The sequence below is a fragment of the Citrobacter sp. Cpo037 genome, assembly GCF_030332945.1.
In the GTDB taxonomy this organism is placed as follows: Bacteria; Pseudomonadota; Gammaproteobacteria; order Enterobacterales; family Enterobacteriaceae; genus Citrobacter; species Citrobacter portucalensis.
On record NZ_JAOWGW010000050.1, the window covers coordinates 1 to 18,945 of the forward strand.

Sequence of the window (18,945 nt, forward strand, 5' to 3'; positions counted from 1 at the left end):
GGTAAAAACCTTGAAGCAGCATCCGCGCAAGAACAAAACGGCCATCAACATCGAATACATGAAAGCCAGCATCCGTGCCAGGGTGGAGCACCCGTTTCGCATCATCAAGCGGCAGTTCGGCTTCGTGAAAGCCAGATACAAGGGGCTGCTGAAAAACGATAACCAACTGGCGATGTTATTCACCCTGGCCAACCTGTTTCGGGTGGACCAAATGATACGTCAGTGGGAGAGATCTCAGTAAAAACCGGAAATAACGCCAGAAATGGTGGAAAAAATAGCCTAAATAGGCTGATTCGATGTGTTTGCGGGAAAAAAATCGGCCCAGATCCGCGAAATTTTAATCAGCGAGTCAGCTTGGGAAGAAATGACCTGCTTATTCGCACCTTCCCTAGGCGGCAACCACTGTGCATTAATAATTTATCCTCCCCAGCGTATTCCATTTTCTTCGACAGCGTACGGGATGTTTGGATGCGCTGCTTCCCATACTTTTAGAAATAGGCCTATGTGTTTTGAGCAAGTGCCGGGATAAGCAGATAACCCGTCCGTTGTTTCTATGACACAGGCGTTTGAGTTCTCCTCGGTCAGGTTCTTTGCTGCGGGATAAACAGCGAAAGTATCTATAAAGCGGATTGTTACGGCACCTAGATCGTTGGCATTTACAGGCGGTGCGCCATACAACACGCTAAAAACTAAAATACTCAGCCTAAATATTCTCATACAGATTCCCTTTTCATGGGCAGATTGGTTTTTGATCTCAATACTGCCAGTAGCGAGAAGGCATTGATAATTGGTTTGATAGATCAATACTCGTTAATCGATCGGTTTAATCGATCATCTTTGGTGAGCTTCCACATGGTAAATCGCTTGTACCAGTGACACATAATCGGCTAGTTCTGATAGAAGTGCACCAGAGCTGTAAGTTTTGAATGATTCAGTCTTGCCCCTTTCATGACCGACAATCTGTGCAATCCTATCCTCCGGTACGCCAGCGCGGTCTAAGGCAGTAATGAACATTCCGCGCAGACTATGAAAGCATTGTCTGTCTGTGGCATTGGGTAAAACCTTATCCCGTAGGCGGGTGAATTGCTGGCTGTACCACGGCCCCCTTTTACCATCGAGTCGCTTTATCAAATTTGACTGAGGTAACAGGTACTCGCCTAGCTCGCCTTGCTGGTTCAATTGTTTGCATCTGGTGATGACGCTTTGTAACGCTGGGTGCATTGGTACAACCCGTACGCCTGCTTTTGTTTTAGCTGCTCTCACGCTAAAGCACATGACACCCTCGATTTCTGAGGCGTCAGAGATCCGTAGAGAGGCGATTTCATCTAACCGCATACCTGAGTAAAGCCCGATTAAAATAACGTCCTGTAGATCGTCTGAGGCGTTATTAAGTAGGGTATTTATTTCATCCGGGGTGAATGCTTCATAGCTTTTTATTGTTTGCTTGGCCTCTAGTCTATGCCCGGTAAATGGGGAGGCCGCTGGTATATCGTCGTAGCAACGGCGGGCGTACTCGTACACCGTGTTTAATCCTGATAAATAATTCTGGATAGTCTGCGTGGATTTCTTAGGCTTGAGCGCTCGAATAAATCCCGTTACCTCGGTGCGGCTGATGCCTGTTAGTTCGGTATCAGCAACGTTTAGATACTTGAGAAATAAACGAGAGGCTAGGGCATGTTTGCTTATTGTGCTGGGGCTTCGAGATTGTTTGTACTCGGCAAGGTACTCATTCGTAACAGCCTGTAGCATGACCCTTTGACCTGAAAACGCCTGCGATGATTCTCCTAGTTGTTGTATAGCGTGGATAGCGCGATTTAATAATACCGCTCCGGTATCAATTGCGTGCTTTTCCTTTACGTGGTTCCACTCAACAACTAGGCGGTCTCGAACTACTCTCGCTTTCAGAACGTCTCGTTGCCCTGTGCTTTTCTTAAATAGCTTTCGTCCATCGGTTAAGTGGCGCATATGCCTAGGGACTGATATTTGAAACATCCAAAGGCCTGTTTCATGTTTGTACAGGTACTGGTTCTTGTTGCTGCTACCCATAGCGCTACCCCGTGTGGTGATGTATATTCACCGCACCAGCAATGGGGTTCGGCACTTTCGGCTATACAAGAAAGTACTTTTGTTCGATTCCCTTCGCCCGCTCCAAAATTCTCTCCCTGTAGTTAATCCTTAAAAACGTTAGATAGCGACACCGGAATCCGGTGGTAGCGTGCCGTTACCTTCACCCAGATTACGTTGTAGCAATACCGTATCAAGCCAGAGTCCATGTTTAAAGCCAATGTTCTTTAGCGTGCCGATTTGCGTAAATCCGGCCTGTTGATGGACTTTTAACGATCCCTGATTATTGCTGTCGCCGACGATGGCGATCAACTGCCGATAACCGTGCATTTCGGCCCAGTCAATGACATGGCGGAGCAACGCTTTTCCCGCCCCCTGACGCTGTGCCGTCGGGTCAATGTAAATCGAATCTTCGAGGGTATAGCGGTAGGCATAACGTTCACGGTAGCGGGTGAGGTAGCAATACCCGATGACCTTATCTTCCTGCAGCGCGACGACCCACGGCAGCCCGAGGCTGCGGATTTTTTCCAGACGAGCAAGCATCTCGTGTGCATCCGGCGGGTCAGTTTCAAAGCTGCCGGTACCGTGAATAACATGGTGGGCGTAGATATCGCGTATGGCGTGGATGTGCTCTTCTTCTGCGTTAACGATTTTCATTGTTCAGTCCCTGTTGGCGTCTTTGCCCAGATTACCTGAAAGACTGAGGGGAAGGTAAGTGCAAAAAATTATGCTTCTATCAGTTGCTTGTAATGCAAATAGGCTTGCATATTGTAAGGGGAAATAATTGATTGTGGTTGATATTGTCAATAGTACGCAAGGTTGGTAAATATATTAACAGGTAAAGTAATACACAATTATTCACGCACGTATTTGATTGATTTTCCAAATACCAATTATGGTAGGTTTCGAAAAATGATAAATAAAGTTGTTTGATTTCAACGCATTGTTACTGTATCTAATTCTTCTTGCGTCTGTACCCTTATTTTAATTTCATTGGCCCTGTTTGAGCCCTAAAAATTAAGTTATATTTTGTTGTTAGCAGAGTGCCTATTATCAGATTTTTCTCTGCTCACCTCTCAAAATAGTTACCATGCAAACAGTTGCGCGGTGTGGCTATGCTAACCAGCAATAGTAAGCATCGTCACATGGCGTCATCGGGCAAACTTTGTTTAAATCCAGAATTCAATCCCAAGAGTATTAGGATAATCTAGTCTAAAATGCTTTTTTGCCTAAGGCTTTTCTTATTACGTAGCCACGAACTACGCAGAGTGATAAAATTCACAAGTTTATGCCTCCTATCCAACGATTAGAGGACGAGGCACAGGTAGTCAATAAGACGAAAGAATTAATAGCTTCATAACCCTATTACGAAATAAGCGGTAGTGCATCTTACATGGTCGGCAACTGTCAGGGATTGACCGTAACTTATTGAAAACGCTTATTTTTACTCTGATGTAAGATATAAGGGCAGATATGTTCAGTATGCGTCGACATGCCAACTTCATTAAACGTTTTAAGTCTGTAAGCTGTTTATTTACGGCAAGCGTTCTTTTCCCTATGCAAATCTCAGCAGCAGTATCAGATTATGACGCTTTGGTTATTGAAGCGCGAGGTGGTAATAGTGCGCCGCTATTGCACTACCTTGAGGATCAGGGAAAGAAAAGTGCGCTAACGCCAAATCAGGTTGCCGACTGGCTGCAAGTTTCTGGTTGGGTTGAGAACAACGATAAAACTACCATTGAAATCTGGCAGCGGTATCGTGGGCAGATGGATGTGCCTGCGCGCGGCAAAGTCGCCGCTGCACGTGCGTACCGTAACCAGAAAAACTGGAATGATTCATTGGCGGTGTGGGAAAGCGTTTTACAGGAAGAGCCTGATAACGTGGATGTACGCACCGGCTGGATAATGACGTTGGCGGATGCGCGCTACAACCAACAAGCCCTTACTGAAGCGAATAAATGGGCTCAGGCACATCCGGGCGCAGATTCCGACGCGCTACTTGCCTACGTATATCATTCTCAGGGGAAAAACTGGGATGCGCTTTTGGTTGCCAGCCAGGCGGATGATGTTGATCCAGGCAATAAAAATGCAAAATCCACGCTGCTATCTGCGCTGTCGGCGAACCGCGTTTCCGGACCCGCTTTAAATATGGCGGAGGTCGTTCCCACGGCTGATCCAGTGAAGCGCCGTCTTGAGCTTGATGCGGCGGCCGAAATGGTCCGATCCTCTTATACGTCCGCACGTAATGAAGAAGAACGTTTTATCGTAGCGGATAAAGCGTTGGCCCGTTATGACCAACTATTGGCGGCCTGGAAAGATGAGCCGTCTGCGCAGAATGATGTCCGTCGGGCGAGAATTGACCGTATGGGTGCCCTGTTGGTGCGTAAGCGTACTGCCGAAGTGATTGATGAGTATGACTCCCTTTCTGCAAGCGGTGAAGTACCAAACTATGCAAAACGCTGGGTGGCATCAGCATGGTTAAGCGAACGTCAGCCGGAAAAAACCGAAGCGATGCTGGCGAGCATCTTCTACCCGAATGGACCTATCCCGGTGACGCCGCTCAGTCCTGAGGATCAACAAGATCTGTTCTACGCGCACATTGATAATGAAAACTTCGATGCTGCCAAAAAACAAGTCGATGATTTGATCAAAGAGAGTCCGTATCTGCGGCGTATCTATGGCTCGCCAACGCCGCAGCCTAACGATAACTGGCTGCTCGGACAGTCGCTACTGACGCAATATCATATCGCTGCCAATGAACTGCCAGAGGCAGAAAAGCTCGCAGAGCATCTGGCACGAACAGGCTCTGGTAATCAGGGATTGCGCATATCTTATGCCTCTGTGCTTGAAGCGCGTGGATTGCCGCATGCGGCGGAGAAAGAGCTTAAGCTGGCGGAAGTAATTGAGCCAAGCAACCTGGAGCTGGAACGTCAGCAGGCTTACGTTGCACTGGATCTTCAGGAGTGGAAACAGGCAGATGAACTGACGGATGACGTTATTGCCCGTAGCCCGGATGATGAAGCGACGCTGCGCCTCGCGCGTATTCGTGATGTCCACAAAATGTCGGAAGTGCGTATTAGCGGAACGCAGGGGATCTCGTCCGATAGCCCGGTCAGCGGTAAGAATGACTTCAACATCAACACGGCTATTTACAGTCCGCCGATTAATGACAACTGGCGACTGTTTACCGGATTCAACTTCGCTACCGGTGAATTTGAGGAAGGGAAGGGCATCAGCCGCGATCTGGCGGCGGGTGCAGAATGGACTTCCCGTGATTACTGGGCGGAAATGGAAGTGTCTGGCCGAAATTATGGCGATGGGCAGAAGATTGGCGGGCGTCTATCCGGTTGGCATGACTTCAATGACAACTGGCGCGTTGGTGGTTCGGCCGAGCGCCTCTCTCGCAATACCCCGTTGCGCGCGCTGCGTAGTGGCGTGTATGCCAACGGCGGCGATATGTTTGTTCGCTGGTATCAAAACGAACGACGTGAATATCAACTGTCGTTTGCCGCATCACATTTCTCGGACGGTAACGATCGCATCGAATACGGACTCAGCGGAAAAGAGCGCATGTGGACCACGCCACGCTTCACGCTGGACTTTACGCCGGGCATTGGCGGGAGCACCAACACCAAAGAAAATGTGCCGTATTACAACCCGAAGAGTGATTTTTCGGTTGTCCCTGGCCTGAGCGCAGAGCAGGTTCTTTATCGCCACTATGATACCGTCTGGACGCAGCAAGGTCTGGCTGGCGTAGGTGGCTACTGGCAGCAAGGTGAAGATGCAGGCGCTATCGTCCAGGTGGGATACGGGCAACGGCTTAAATGGAACAACGTCGTAGACGGCGGGGTGATGCTGATTTGGGATAAACGCCCCTATGACGGTAAACGTGAGCGGAATATCTCCCTCGCTTTCGATTTAAATGTCAGGTTTTAAGGATTGTTCATGCTGAAAAGATGCCTGTGGCTTAGCGCATTAATCGCTGGCTGGTTGATGATTACCGCGTGCAGCAGCGCGCACAATACAACGCCTCGCTATGTTCCTCCCGGGGAGAGAACACCGCTGACGGCGGATCATCCGTGGCCGAAAAATAGCTTTCTGGTGCTCGGCTACCATGATGTGGAGGATGGTGCAGCCGACCAGCGCTACCTCTCTGTGCGTACCAGCGCGTTGAGCGACCAAATGGCCTGGCTGCGTGATAATGGCTATCAGCCGATCAGCGTGCAGCAAATTCTGGACGCCCATGACGGTAAAATTGTACTGCCGGAAAAAGCGGTATTACTCACCTTTGACGACGGGTATAGCAGTTTTTATACCCGCGTCTGGCCATTGCTGAAAGCCTACAACTGGCCTGCGCTCTGGGCGCCAGTAGGCAGTTGGGTTGATGCGCCAGCCAACAAAAAAGTCGATTTTGGTGGCTTAATGACCGCGCGAGACAAATTCGCCACCTGGAAAATGGTCGAAGAAATGGGGAAATCGCCGTTGGTGGAAGTCGGTGCGCACACCTGGAACTCGCACTTTGGCGCTGAGGCCAACCCGCAGGGGAGTAAAGAGCCCGCTGTGGCGAACCGCCTGTATGATAAGAAAACTGGCACTTACGAAACGGACGAACAGTACACACGACGTATTAACACGGATATCTCTCTGATCACTAACAAGATCAAAGCGGTGACCGGAAAATCGCCGCGTGCGTGGGTATGGCCTTACGGCGCAGCCAACGGTACAACGTTAAACCTGGCCAAAGAGCATGGCTATAAGATGGCCTTTACGCTTAATGAGGGGTTGGCGAATGCCGCGTTTCTCGACGATATTCCGCGCGTGCTGATCTCTGATAACCCATCCCTTAAGCGCTTTGCCAGTCAGGTCGCTCAGGTCCGTGAACCACAGACGATGCGCGTGATGCATGTCGATCTGGATTACGTGTATGACAAAGACCCTGCTCAGCAGAAGCGAAATATCGATAAGCTGATCCAGCGCGTTTATGACATGCGTATTTCTCATGTCTTCCTGCAGGCGTACGCCGATCCGCAGGGCGACGGGAATATTCGCGAGGTCTATTTCCCCAACCGCTGGCTGCCGATGCGTGCCGATCTCTTTAACTATATCTCCTGGCAGTTACAAACGCGGGCTGGGGTGACGGTGTATGCCTGGATGCCGGTTCTGGCTTTCGATCTCGACGCGTCCATTCCACGCGTAACCGCATGGGATCCGAAAACGGGACGCACTGCTATCAATCACGAAAACTATGTTCGTCTCTCGCCCTGGGACAGCGAAGCGCGCAAACGCATCACTGAAATCTATGAAGACCTGGCGAAGCACGCCAGCTTCAAAGGTATTTTGTTCCATGACGATGCTTTCCTGACGGATTTTGAAGATGCGTCACCGGAGGCGTTAGCCGCCTACCGTGCCGCAGGGCTTCCAGGCAGTATCGAGCAAATACGTAATAATCCTCAGGCGTTCGAGCGCTGGACTCGCCTGAAAAGTAAGATGCTTATTGACTTCACCAAACAACTGACCCGGACGGTGCGTAATATTCGCGGTCCACAGGTGCAAACTGCGCGCAATATTTACGCCATGCCGGTACTGGAGCCTGAAAGTGAAGCCTGGTTTGCACAAAACCTGAATGATTTCCTCAATACCTATGACTGGACGGCGCCGATGGCGATGCCATTCATGGAACAAATCCCGGCCAATGATGCCAACGCATGGCTTGACCGACTGGTGAATGCCGTTGCACAAACCCCTGGGGCGCTGGATAAAACCGTGTTTGAACTGCAGGCACGAGACTGGCGTAAATCCGGGGATCAGGCTGAAATCAGCGGAAAACAAATAGCCGAATGGATGCGCCAGCTGAAATTAAGCGGTGCAGGTAACTACGGCTATTACCCGGATGATTTCATCAGCGACAAACCTGAGATGTCAGAGATTCGCTCGACGTTCTCCTCATACTGGTATCCGCAAAAATGACCGATCGCATTATTGCTTTCCTGATACTTTGCCTGATGTTCAGCCTGCCGTTTGGCGTGGCTGTCATCTTTACAGGTGAAGTGATGTTGAACTTCGTCTTCTTCTGGCCTTTGTTCATGTCTGCTTTGTGGATAAGCGGCGGGGTCTATTTCTGGTTTTACCGTGAACGTCACTGGAAATGGGGAGATGACACGCCACCACCAACTCTGCCGGGGAATCCACTGGTTTCCATTCTGATCCCCTGTTTTAACGAAGGGATCAACGCGCGTGAAACCATTGAGGCAGCACTGGCACAGCGATATAAGAATATCGAAGTGATCGCCATCAACGATGGTTCGACGGATGACACTCACGACGTGCTGGAACAACTGGCAGTGGAATACCCCAGCCTACGGGTGATTCATCTGGCTGAAAACCAGGGTAAAGCGCTGGCGCTCAAGACCGGTGCGGCCGCGGCGCGCAGTGATTACCTGGTGTGTATTGATGGCGATGCGTTACTGGATCGTGATGCCGTTGCCTATATTGTGGCTCCGCTGATCCAGTTCCCGCGCGTTGGTGCGGTGACGGGGAACCCGCGTATTCGAACCCGCTCTACGTTAATCGGTCGTGTGCAGGTCGGTGAGTTCTCTTCCATTATCGGCTTAATTAAGCGTACTCAGCGAGTTTATGGGCAGATCTTTACCGTTTCCGGCGTAGTTGCGGCGTTTCGTCGTCGCGCGTTGGCCGAGGTCGGTTACTGGAGCCCGGACATGATCACCGAAGATATCGATATCAGCTGGAAGCTGCAATTGCGCCACTGGTCGGTATTCTTTGAGCCGCGCGCTCTGTGCTGGATCCTGATGCCTGAAACGTTAAGAGGGCTATGGAAGCAGCGTTTGCGCTGGGCGCAGGGTGGTGCAGAGGTGTTTATCGTTAACATGCGTCGCCTGTGGTCGTGGGAGTTCCGCCGCATGTGGCCGCTGTTTCTTGAGTTCTGTTTTTCTACCGCCTGGTCGTTTGCCTATGCGATCAGTATCGTGCTGTTCCTGTTAGGGCTGATGATCCCGATGCCGGACTCGCTGTATGTACAGCATCTGTTCCCGCCAGCCTTTACCGGACTTATCCTCGGCGTGGTGTGCTTGCTGCAGTTTGCGGTGAGCCTGATGATTGAACGACGCTATGAAAAAGGCATTGGCGCCTCGTTGTTCTGGATTATCTGGTTCCCGGTGGTGTACTGGATGCTAAGCCTGTTCACCACACTGGTCGCGTTCCCGAAAGTGATGCTCAAACGCAAACGTGGCAGAGCGCGTTGGGTGAGTCCTGACCGCGGTATTGGGAGGATCGAATCATGAACCAGCCACTGATCTTCACGGAGCGGCGTTTGCTGCCGCGCATCATCGATGTGTTGTTGACGGCCATCGCATGGGTCGGATTTATCTATTTGATCTATAAAGGGCTGATCACAGCCCTGGCGCATTCACCGTATATGGGGGTGCGACCCTTTTTCACCACGCTGGATACGGTCACGTTTTATATCCTTGTCGCCCTGGTCAACGGCCTGGTGCTGATTGGCTGGGCGAAGTACAACCAGTTTCGTTTTCGGGTCGAACGCCGCAGTCGCAGACCCGGGCTTGAAGACCATGAGCTGGCAGAAAGTTTGCGTATTACCCGGGAGCTAGTTACGGAACTGAACAAGGCGAGGGTGCTGACGGTCCACCATCATGAGAATGGCGAAATCAGTCATATCGATGTGGACAGGGATATTGCCGATAACCGCCTCCCGCCGCCGACGCCTGCGATGCTGGAGTATTTGTCGCCAGAGCCGCAGCCGTCGATACAGAAAAAGCCTGAATGATATTTCTGCTTTCAGCCACTTCCTTCAGCCTCGCATAGGTCTATGATTAGACCCAGACAATAAAAAAATGCGAGGTAATGTCGTGGATAAGGAACTACTGGATGCAGGTTACCGGGCCTATACCGGCGAGAAGATTGACGTCTACTTCAACACGGCGATGTGTCAGCATTCGGGCAATTGCGTGCGGGGAAGCGCGAAGCTGTTTAACCTGAAACGTAAACCGTGGATTATTCCGGATGAAGTGGACGTTGCCACGGTCATCAAGGTCATCGATACCTGTCCGAGCGGTGCGCTGAAATATCGCCAAAAATGAGTGAGGGAAGCATGGAAATTCTTGCAGGCCATAACAAGTTTTATGTCAATGATGCTGAGGGCAACCAGGTTGCCGAGATTGTTTTCGTGCCGACGGGCGAGCATCTGAGCATCATTGAACATACCGATGTCGATCCCAGCCTGAAAGGTCAGGGCGTCGGCAAACAGCTGGTGGCGAAAGTCGTAGAGAAGATGCGCGCTGAAAACCGCAAAGTTATTCCGCTGTGCCCGTTTGCCAAACATGAATTTGATAAAACCCGCGAGTACGACGATATCCGCGCCTGATTATCTTATATGCACTGGAAGGTATAACAGCCATCCGGTGCATCACGCCCGATGCAGTAAATCCTGATAAATCCCCGTCAGTATCCCTTGTGGGCCAAACTCTTTTTTAATCCACTGAGTGACACGACCGGTTGCCGAATGCTGGGTTGCCAAAAGCATTCGTGAATCCTGACGTGGGTTGTGGATCTGCCGTGTCACCAGCAACGACTTTTCCATCGCCTCGCGCACCATATAGTCTGGCAGAAAACCGATTCCCTCCCCCAGGATCTGGCACTGGCACTTGGTATTAAAATCGGGAACCAGAATCGACTCTTGACCGTGTAACAGCCAACCAACCTTCTTGTTGATGGTGTGTGCGGTGTCTTCCACCATGATGTTCGGGTACAGGCGCAGTTGGCTCTCAGAGATGGGTTCAGGCATAAACGCCAGCGGATGATCCGGGGCAATCGCAAATGACCAACGGATCGCGCCGATCTCGGTGTAATCAATTCCGCCACCGTCCAGTAATGTATCGGGCGCGCCAATGGCGATATTGGCCAGGTTATTGATGATCGAATCCCAGACGCCGTTATACACCTCTGTAGTGACGGTTATCTGGCAGGTTGGAAACTGTTTCTTGAGTACCTGCAGCAGCCGCGCCGTATGTTGAGGGGTATACAATAGCTGGTTAATGCAGATGCGCACCCGAGCCTCAATTCCCTGAGCGATGGTATCAATGCTGCGCTTGATGGCGTGGAAATCGTTGAGCAGGTCGGTCGCCTTGCGAAACAGGTAACGCCCGGACTCGGTCAGCTCAATGCTGCGAGTACTGCGGGTAAACAGCACCACGTCGAGACCCATTTCCATGCGCTTGATGGTGTAACTAATTGCCGATGTGGTTAAGCCAAGCTCCTCCGCCGCCTTGCTGAAACTGCTATAGCGGGCAGCCATCGTAAATGCCAGTAGGTTTTCCTCGGTAAATATTGAATTCATCTTTCTCCCCTCCGGCAACAATGCGCATCCGCAACACGATGATTGTTGAATGTATTTGTAATCCTTATACAGAGCAATCAGTTTTGAACAGAATTTAACACTAGTTTTACATTTGGTTTGAAGGCAATCACACTTCTGTATTTTAATTGCAGGCCGCTATCCGTGCAGCATACCGCCTGATTTCCCGGACTACTGATTAGTGGCTAAAAGGGCCACAGCCATAAGGGAAAGATTGCACTACAGCACGTTTTGTCCTCATTGTTAAAATTGATTCAATAATCGATGCGCTAACGATGAATGAAATTTAAGCGGATGTTATTCTCTGCACTCTGTTGCTATTCTCAGGTTATCGGATATTTAAAAAGTCTAAAAAACTGCAGGAGAGCGATTATGTCAGAGAAAGAACTCATTACTGAATTTCTGCTGGCGGCAGAACAGGGCAATGTCGATGGATTAAAATCCTGTCTGGCAAAAAATGTGGATATTAACGCCACCAACCGCCAGGGGCGAACTGCCATTATTATTGCCAGCCTGAATAAACATTATGACTGTGTTTCTTTATTGATTGCTGCGGGTGCCGATATTAATAAACAAGATCAAACTTGTTTTAACCCCTTCCTGATTAGCTGCCTGACGAATGATTTAACGCTGTTGCGTACGGTATTACCAGCTAACCCCGACCTCAATTGCCTGAGCCGTTTTGGCGGCGTCGGTATTACGCCAGCCAGCGAAAAAGGCCATGTCGAGATCGTGCGTGAGCTGCTGCTGCGTACCGATATCAATGTCAACCATACTAATTTTGTTGGCTGGACGCCGCTCCTGGAAGCCATCGTGCTGAATGACGGTGGTGCGAAGCAGCAGGAGATCGTTAAGCTGCTGCTCGACCATGGCGCAAACCCGCACATGACGGATAAATACGGTAAAACCCCGCTGGAACTGGCGCGAGAGAAAGGGTACCACGAAATTGCCGAGCTGCTGATTGCGGCCGGAGCCTGACACAGGAGCGCCATTATCGCTACGCCATTACGGCGATGCGTACGGGCGCTAACCGCAGACGGCGCGTTTCTCACTTTCCGGGGAACGGGACGGGTTGAACAGGTTTTTTCCCACGCGGTAAACCTGTTGATACCCGAACAGCAGCGGATGTTGACGTTACTGAGTGAAGATTGTGATAACGCACCTAACAGCTGTCGGGTGGCGCTGACGCATTGTGAAGACCTGTTTCACCCCGGGGAGCGGGTCAGTTTTAGCGGGTCGGGAATAGTTGTTGGCAATGATAAATGGATAGAAACCGCAGGTTGCCTGCTGTGGCGAATACCACGGTGGACATCTGATGCAGCAAGCCTTGCCGCAGTCGGCTGGCAGCATTGGGAAGAGGTTATCCGCCAACAGCTAAAAAGCGACGACACATTATTTCTGTACCGGGGTGACAATCCGTTTTATCAGGAAATCACCCGTCAATTACTCAACCGCCGACAAACATTACTGACGGCGTTGCGTACAGGAGAAAATATTACTACGGCGGTCAGCCATTTAATTGGTTTGGGGATAGGGCTGACGCCCTCATCGGATGATTATTTAGTAGGTTTAAGCACCATTTTATTTATTCCCGGACATCCGCTGAGGAAATATCGAGACGATTTTTTAGCAGCATTACAACGTGCCGGAAATAATACAACGCTACTCAGCAAAATAACGCTAGAGGAAGCATTTAATCAGCGTTATCGGGAAAGCATCGGACGGCTGCTGAACCAATTTATTACTGAGCAACAACCCGTTTCTACGCAATATATTACTGACATTAAAAATATCGGCTCAAGTTCTGGCTGCGACATGCTGTATGGCATGGCGGATGCCTGCGCCCTGAGCCACAGGTCCGGAGGGAATTATGTCGATCAGGATAGTTGTTAAAAAGAACACGTATTTTGATTCTGTCTCACTGATGTCTATCTCTACGCGCGCAAATAAGCTCGATGGCGTTGAGCAGGCATTCGTGGCTATGGCGACAGAAATGAATAAGGGCGTGCTGAAGAATCTCGGCCTGCTGACGCCTGAGCTGGAAGAGGCGAAAAGTGGCGATCTGATGATTGTCATTAAAGGTGCCAGCGAGGCGGCGAACGACCAGACGCTGGTGGCGATCGACGATCTGTTTACGCATAAAGAGCAGGGTGGCCAGCATGAAGCGCACTATGCCACGCTTGCCAGCGCGAAGAAGCATGTTCCCGACAGCAATCTGGCGGTGATCTCGGTCAATGGCCTGTTTGCCGCGCGTGAAGCGCGTCAGGCGCTGCAAAATAACCTCAATGTGATGCTGTTCTCTGACAACGTCTCTCTTGAGGACGAGCTGGCGCTTAAGCAGCTGGCGCATGAAAAAGGGCTGTTAATGATGGGGCCCGATTGCGGAACCGCCATCATTAACGGTGCGGCGCTGTGTTTTGGCAACGCGGTGCGTCGCGGCAACATCGGAATTATTGGTGCCTCCGGTACCGGCAGCCAGGAGCTGAGCGTACGCATTCACGAATTTGGCGGCGGGATTTCCCAGCTAATTGGCACAGGTGGACGCGATCTGAGTGAAAATATTGGCGGCCTGATGATGCTTGACGCGATTGGCATGCTGGAGGCCGATCCGCAAACTGAGATCATCGCACTTATCTCCAAACCGCCTGCGCCAGCGGTGGCGCACAAGGTGCTGGAACGTGCACGCGCCTGTCATAAGCCCGTGGTGGTGTGTTTCCTCGGACGTGAAGCCGCGCCTGCGGATGAAAAAGGCCTGCAGTTTGCCCGCGGTACTAAAGAGGCGGCGTTGAAAGCGGTACTGCTGACCGGCGTGAAAAAAGAGAGTCTGGATCTGCATCCGCTCAACTGGCCGCTGATTGAAGAGGTTCGCGCCCGTCTGACTCCACAGCAAAAGTACATCCGTGGCTTGTTCTGTGGCGGCACGTTGTGCGATGAGGCGATGTTTGCTGCCATGGAAAAACATGCCGAAGTTTACAGCAACATTCATCCGGATCCGGCGTTCCGCCTGAAAGATCTCAACCGCAGCGTGGCGCATACCTTCCTGGATTTCGGTGATGACGATTTTACCAATGGCAAACCGCACCCGATGATCGATCCCACCAACCGCATTAGTCGTCTGTTGCAGGAAGCGCGCGATCCTGAAGTTGGCGTGATCGTGATGGACTTCGTCCTTGGATTTGGATCACATGAAGATCCGGTTGGCGTGATGCTCGATGCGATCGTTGAAGCCAAAGCGATCGCCGCCGCAGACGGTCGTCCGCTTGAGATCCTCGGCTATGTGCTGGGAACCGATCTTGATACGCCGTCGCTGGAAAAACAGTGTCAGATGCTGACCGACGCCGGGGTTATCTGGGCGAGCAGTAGCACCAACACCGGATTGCTGGCGCGTGAATTTATCTGTAAAGGGGAGGAAGCCTGATGAGCCAGACACTGTTTAACCAGCCGCTGAACGTGATTAACGTTGGCATCGCAATGTTCAGCGATGACCTGAAAAAGCAGAACATACCGGTGACCCAGCTCGACTGGACGCCGCCGGGGCAGGGCAACATGCAGGTCGTGGCCGCGCTGGACGACATTGCCGATTCGCCGCTGGCAGACAAAATCGCGGCCGCTAACCAGCAGGCGCTGGAACGTATTATCCAGTCGCATCCGGTGCTGATTGGCTATGAGCAGGCGATCAACGTCGTGCCGGGCATGACCCGTAACACCATCCTGCACGCCGGGCCGCCAATCCGCTGGGAAAAAATGTGCGGCGCAATGAAGGGGGCGGTAACCGGGGCGCTGGTCTTTGAAGGGCTGGCGAAAGATCTGGATGAAGCCGCGGAACTGGCCGCCTCGGGTGAAATCATCTTCTCTCCGTGCCACGAGCATGACTGTGTCGGCTCGATGGCGGGCGTGACATCGGCATCGATGTTTATGCACATCGTCGAGAACAAAACCTATGGCAACCGCGCATATACCAATATGAGCGAGCAGATGGCGAAGATCCTGCGCATGGGCGCGAACGATCAGAGCGTTATCGATCGTTTGCACTGGATGCGCGATGTGCTGGGACCGATGCTGCGCGATGCTATGAAGCTGGCGGGCGAAATCGATCTGCGCCTGATGCTGGCGCAGGCGCTGCACATGGGTGATGAGTGCCATAACCGCAACAACGCCGGGACGGCGCTGCTGATTCAGGCGCTGACGCCGTGGATTATTCAGACCGGTTATCCGGTTGAGCAGCAACGTGAGGTGTTCGAGTTCGTCCTTAGTAGTGATTACTTCTCCGGACCGACCTGGATGGCGATGTGTAAAGCCGCAATGGACGCTGCGCACGGTATTGAATACAGCACCGTGGTGACGACGATGGCGCGCAACGGCGTTGAGTTCGGTCTGCGTATTAGCGGTTTACCGGGCCAGTGGTTTACCGGTCCGGCGCAGCAGGTGATTGGGCCGATGTTTGCGGGCTATAAGCCGGAAGATTCCGGACGTGATATCGGCGATAGCGCGATCACCGAAACCTACGGCATTGGCGGTTTCGCTATGGCGACGGCACCGGCCATCGTAGCGCTGGTGGGCGGTACGGTCGAAGAGGCCGTTGATTTCTCGCGCCAGATGCGTGAAATCACTCTCGGCGAAAACCCCAACGTCACCATTCCGCTGCTTGGTTTTATGGGCGTACCGACCGCTATCGATATTACGCGCGTAGGCAGCACTGGCATTCTGCCGGTGATCAACACCGCTATTGCGCACAAAGACGCGGGGATCGGCATGATCGGCGCCGGAATAGTTCACCCGCCGTTCGCCTGTTTTGAAAAGGCGATCCTCAACTGGCGCGACCGCTACTGCCAATAACAATAACCGGGGCTAACGCGGTTAGCCCCACAGTAGCGAAGCGAAAAACGTTGCTTACCTGCAGGGCTGGGCGATCTCCGCGATCGCAAACGATGCTTAACCTGTTAAGGATATTCCATGAACAGCATAAAACTAGAATGGAAACGTGGTGACTGGGCGGCTTACTTTGGGCTGATGACCAACAACCTGACTAACCTGCTGACAATGATGGGACTACTCATTTTTGTCGTCGGGATCCCTACCGAAATTGTCTATGGTCGCATTGCGCCTGCCTTTGGTCTGGCGGTGCTGGTGGCCAGCGTCTGCTACGCCTGGTTTGGCCTGCAGATGGCAAAGCACACCGGGCGTAACGACGTAACGGCGCTGCCGTCCGGACCAAGTGCACCGTCAATCTTCACCGTGACCTTCCTAGTGCTGATGCCGGTTTATCAGCAAACCAAAGATGCCAACTTCGCTATCCAGATAGCCCTGGTGTGGTGCTTTGTCGAAGCGTTGATCCTGGTCGGTGGCTCCTTCCTGGGCGAGACCATCCGCAAGATGATCCCACGTACGGTACTGCTTTCTTGTCTGTCCGGCCTGGGGCTGTTGCTGCTGGCGATGAACCCGATGCTGCAGGCATTCGAAGCGCCGACCGTCTCTTTCATCGTCCTGTTGCTGATCTTCATTAACTGGTTCGGTAAGAAGCCGATTTTTGCTCGTATTCCTACCGGTTTGCTGCTGCTGATTGCCGGTACGGCCCTGGCATGGATCTCCGGTTTACAAAGCCCGGAAGCCATTAAAGCGTCGATGTCTTCCTTTGGCTTCAACCCGCCGGAAATTCATGTCGACAGCTTCCTGCAAGGTTTACCGCACGCACTACCGTATCTGGCTTCTGCAGTTCCTTTGGGCCTGGCGAACTATATTTTTGACCTTGAGAACATTGAAAGTGCGCACGCGGCGGGCGATGAGTACAACACCCGTAAGGTCATGATGGCGAACGGCTTTGCTTCCATGCTCGGCTGCATGCTGGGTAACCCGTTCCCGGTGACCGTATATGTTGGGCATGCGGGCTGGAAAGCGATGGGCGCCAGCATCGGCTATACCCTCGCTTCAGGCATCACCATGTTCCTGGTGCCGCTGTTTGGGCTGGGGGCGTTTATGCTCGCCATTATTCCGATGACCGCGATAGTGCCGATTCTGGTGTTTATCGGCGTGGTGACCGCCAACCAGGTGGTGCGAGAAACGCCTAAAGTCGAGGTTCCCGTCATCTTCATCTGTCTTTTCCCGTGGATTGCCAACTGGGCATTGACCATCGTCAACAGCGTGATGGGCGCTGCCGGAACATCCGCGGGGAAACTGGGTAGCGACTTGCTGCACAGCAAAGGTGTCTATTACGACGGACTGGTGCATCTGGGAAGCGGCGCACCGCTGGCCAGCATGCTGTGGGGCTGCGTCGCTATCTTCGCCATTATGAACAAGCCGCTGCGCGGCGCGATTGCCGCAGCCTTTGGCGCGCTGTTATCGCTGTTTGGCGTGATTCACTCCCCTGCGGTTGGCTTTGCGGAAGGCAGCTCGATGATGTTTGTTGTGGCCTACCTGATGATGAGCGGCATGTTTGTCCTCAAGCATGTTCTTGATAGCCGTGAAGCGGTGACTGCGCCTGAGCAGGAACCGACGAAAACGACCTGAATTGCCTGCAAGCGGAAGATAACACTATGAAAGAACTTGTGGTCGTTGCCATTGGCGGCAACAGCATTATCAAAGATAACGCCAGCCAGTCGATTGAACACCAGGCTGAAGCGGTGAAAGCGGTAGCGGATACGGTGCTGGAGATGCTGGCATCGGACTACAACATTGTGCTGACGCACGGTAACGGGCCACAGGTAGGGCTGGATCTGCGGCGTGCGGAAATCGCGCACGAGCGTGAAGGGCTGCCGCTTACCCCGCTGGCAAACTGCGTTGCCGATACGCAGGGCGGTATCGGTTATCTGATCCAACAGGCGCTGAATAACCGCCTGGCGCGGCGCGGTGAGCAGAAGGCAGTTACGGTAGTAACGCAAGTGGAGGTCGACAAAAACGATCCGGGCTTCGCTAATCCGACCAAGCCCATTGGGGCGTTTTTTAGCGAAGCGCAGCGTGATGAACTGCAGCGGGTCAATCCGGGCTGGCGCTTTGTTGAGGATTCGGGGCGCGGCTACCGTCGGGTAGTCGCCTCTCCACAACCGAAGCGCATTGTCGAGGCGGAGGCGATCAAAACGCTGACCCAGCAAGGCTTTGTGGTGATTGGCGCGGGCGGCGGCGGGATCCCGGTGGTGCGTAGCGAGCAAGGGGATTACCAGAGCGTGGACGCGGTGATTGATAAAGATCTCTCCACGGCGCTGCTGGCACAGGAGATCCGCGCCGACATTCTGGTGATCACCACCGGCGTCGAGCAGGTTTGTATCCATTTTGGCAAACCCAACCAGCAGGCGCTGGGTACGGTGGATGTTGCAACGATGACCCGTTACATGCAGGAGGGACATTTCCCGCCTGGCAGCATGTTACCCAAGATCGTTGCCAGCCTGGCGTTTCTGGAGCGTGGCGGTAAACGAGTAATCATCACCACGCCGGAATGCCTGCCTGCCGCACTGCGCGGCGAAACGGGCACCCATATTGTCCATTCCTGAGAGGAGATGTGA

The 18,945-nt window shown here is 52.3% G+C and carries 17 protein-coding genes; 13 read left to right on the plus strand and 4 right to left on the minus strand.

Going from position 1 to position 18,945, the window contains the following annotated elements:
- Positions 1–241, plus strand: a 241-nt coding sequence (locus tag OGX94_RS07965; protein WP_031493805.1) for an IS5/IS1182 family transposase, incomplete at its 5' end; no start/stop codon positions are given.
- A 176-nt stretch (positions 242–417) separates the two neighbouring features.
- Here the strand turns inward: OGX94_RS07965 and OGX94_RS07970 are convergent.
- The 3 genes from OGX94_RS07970 to OGX94_RS07980 all read right to left on the minus strand — a co-directional run bounded on the left by OGX94_RS07970 (position 418) and on the right by OGX94_RS07980 (position 2,721).
- A complete protein-coding gene (locus tag OGX94_RS07970; protein WP_161623269.1) occupies positions 418–804 on the minus strand; it encodes a hypothetical protein in 387 nt (128 codons plus the stop codon).
- A gap of 27 nt (positions 805–831) precedes the next feature.
- Complete coding sequence (locus tag OGX94_RS07975; RefSeq protein ID WP_161623270.1) at positions 832–2,046, minus strand: site-specific integrase; 1,215 nt, start codon at positions 2,044–2,046, stop codon at positions 832–834.
- Between the two features lie 138 nt (positions 2,047–2,184).
- Entirely contained in the window at positions 2,185–2,721 is a 537-nt protein-coding gene (locus OGX94_RS07980; RefSeq protein WP_257662071.1) for a GNAT family N-acetyltransferase, read from the minus strand.
- Positions 2,722–3,537: 816 nt separating this feature from the next.
- Between OGX94_RS07980 and pgaA the strand changes: the two genes are divergently transcribed.
- The 6 genes from pgaA (at position 3,538) to OGX94_RS08010 (ending at position 10,462) form a co-directional block, all read left to right on the plus strand.
- The gene (gene pgaA / locus OGX94_RS07985) at positions 3,538–6,000 is read left to right on the plus strand and encodes a poly-beta-1,6 N-acetyl-D-glucosamine export porin PgaA (RefSeq protein ID WP_003825533.1); all 2,463 of its coding nucleotides are present in this window, start codon (positions 3,538–3,540) and stop codon (positions 5,998–6,000) included.
- Between the two features lie 9 nt (positions 6,001–6,009).
- A complete protein-coding gene (pgaB, locus tag OGX94_RS07990) occupies positions 6,010–8,031 on the plus strand; it encodes a poly-beta-1,6-N-acetyl-D-glucosamine N-deacetylase PgaB (protein WP_003825535.1) in 2,022 nt (673 codons plus the stop codon).
- Positions 8,028–9,362: a poly-beta-1,6-N-acetyl-D-glucosamine synthase gene (gene pgaC / locus OGX94_RS07995; RefSeq protein WP_257662070.1), complete on the plus strand. Its 1,335-nt coding sequence runs from the start codon at positions 8,028–8,030 to the stop codon at positions 9,360–9,362. The genes pgaB and pgaC overlap by 4 nt, the downstream gene beginning before the upstream one ends.
- Positions 9,359–9,865, plus strand: coding sequence for a poly-beta-1,6-N-acetyl-D-glucosamine biosynthesis protein PgaD (pgaD, locus tag OGX94_RS08000; protein ID WP_257662069.1), 507 nt, complete (start codon positions 9,359–9,361; stop codon positions 9,863–9,865). The genes pgaC and pgaD overlap by 4 nt, the downstream gene beginning before the upstream one ends.
- A gap of 82 nt (positions 9,866–9,947) precedes the next feature.
- Positions 9,948–10,178: a 4Fe-4S mono-cluster protein YjdI gene (gene yjdI, locus OGX94_RS08005; protein ID WP_003825544.1), complete on the plus strand. Its 231-nt coding sequence runs from the start codon at positions 9,948–9,950 to the stop codon at positions 10,176–10,178.
- A gap of 11 nt (positions 10,179–10,189) precedes the next feature.
- Positions 10,190–10,462 (plus strand): GNAT family N-acetyltransferase, encoded by a 273-nt coding sequence (locus OGX94_RS08010; RefSeq protein ID WP_003033869.1) that lies wholly within the window; start codon positions 10,190–10,192, stop codon positions 10,460–10,462.
- A gap of 42 nt (positions 10,463–10,504) precedes the next feature.
- Here OGX94_RS08010 and OGX94_RS08015 read toward each other — a convergent pair whose 3' ends face one another.
- Positions 10,505–11,434, minus strand: coding sequence for a LysR substrate-binding domain-containing protein (locus OGX94_RS08015; RefSeq protein WP_003825551.1), 930 nt, complete (start codon positions 11,432–11,434; stop codon positions 10,505–10,507).
- A 390-nt stretch (positions 11,435–11,824) separates the two neighbouring features.
- On the opposite strand from OGX94_RS08015, the gene OGX94_RS08020 reads away from it, so the two are divergent.
- The 6 genes from OGX94_RS08020 (at position 11,825) to OGX94_RS08045 (ending at position 18,933) form a co-directional block, all read left to right on the plus strand.
- The gene (locus OGX94_RS08020; protein WP_003825553.1) at positions 11,825–12,430 is read left to right on the plus strand and encodes an ankyrin repeat domain-containing protein; all 606 of its coding nucleotides are present in this window, start codon (positions 11,825–11,827) and stop codon (positions 12,428–12,430) included.
- A 15-nt stretch (positions 12,431–12,445) separates the two neighbouring features.
- Positions 12,446–13,345: an oxamate carbamoyltransferase subunit AllH family protein gene (locus OGX94_RS08025; RefSeq protein WP_082190868.1), complete on the plus strand. Its 900-nt coding sequence runs from the start codon at positions 12,446–12,448 to the stop codon at positions 13,343–13,345.
- Entirely contained in the window at positions 13,323–14,870 is a 1,548-nt protein-coding gene (fdrA, locus tag OGX94_RS08030) for an acyl-CoA synthetase FdrA (RefSeq protein ID WP_257662068.1), read from the plus strand. The genes OGX94_RS08025 and fdrA overlap by 23 nt, the downstream gene beginning before the upstream one ends.
- A complete protein-coding gene (locus OGX94_RS08035; RefSeq protein ID WP_257662067.1) occupies positions 14,870–16,288 on the plus strand; it encodes a YlbE family protein in 1,419 nt (472 codons plus the stop codon). The genes fdrA and OGX94_RS08035 overlap by 1 nt, the downstream gene beginning before the upstream one ends.
- A 117-nt stretch (positions 16,289–16,405) precedes the next feature.
- A complete protein-coding gene (locus OGX94_RS08040) occupies positions 16,406–17,956 on the plus strand; it encodes a hypothetical protein (RefSeq protein ID WP_003825560.1) in 1,551 nt (516 codons plus the stop codon).
- Between the two features lie 26 nt (positions 17,957–17,982).
- A complete protein-coding gene (locus OGX94_RS08045; protein ID WP_197385530.1) occupies positions 17,983–18,933 on the plus strand; it encodes a carbamate kinase family protein in 951 nt (316 codons plus the stop codon).
- The last annotated feature ends 12 nt before the right edge of the window (positions 18,934–18,945 follow it).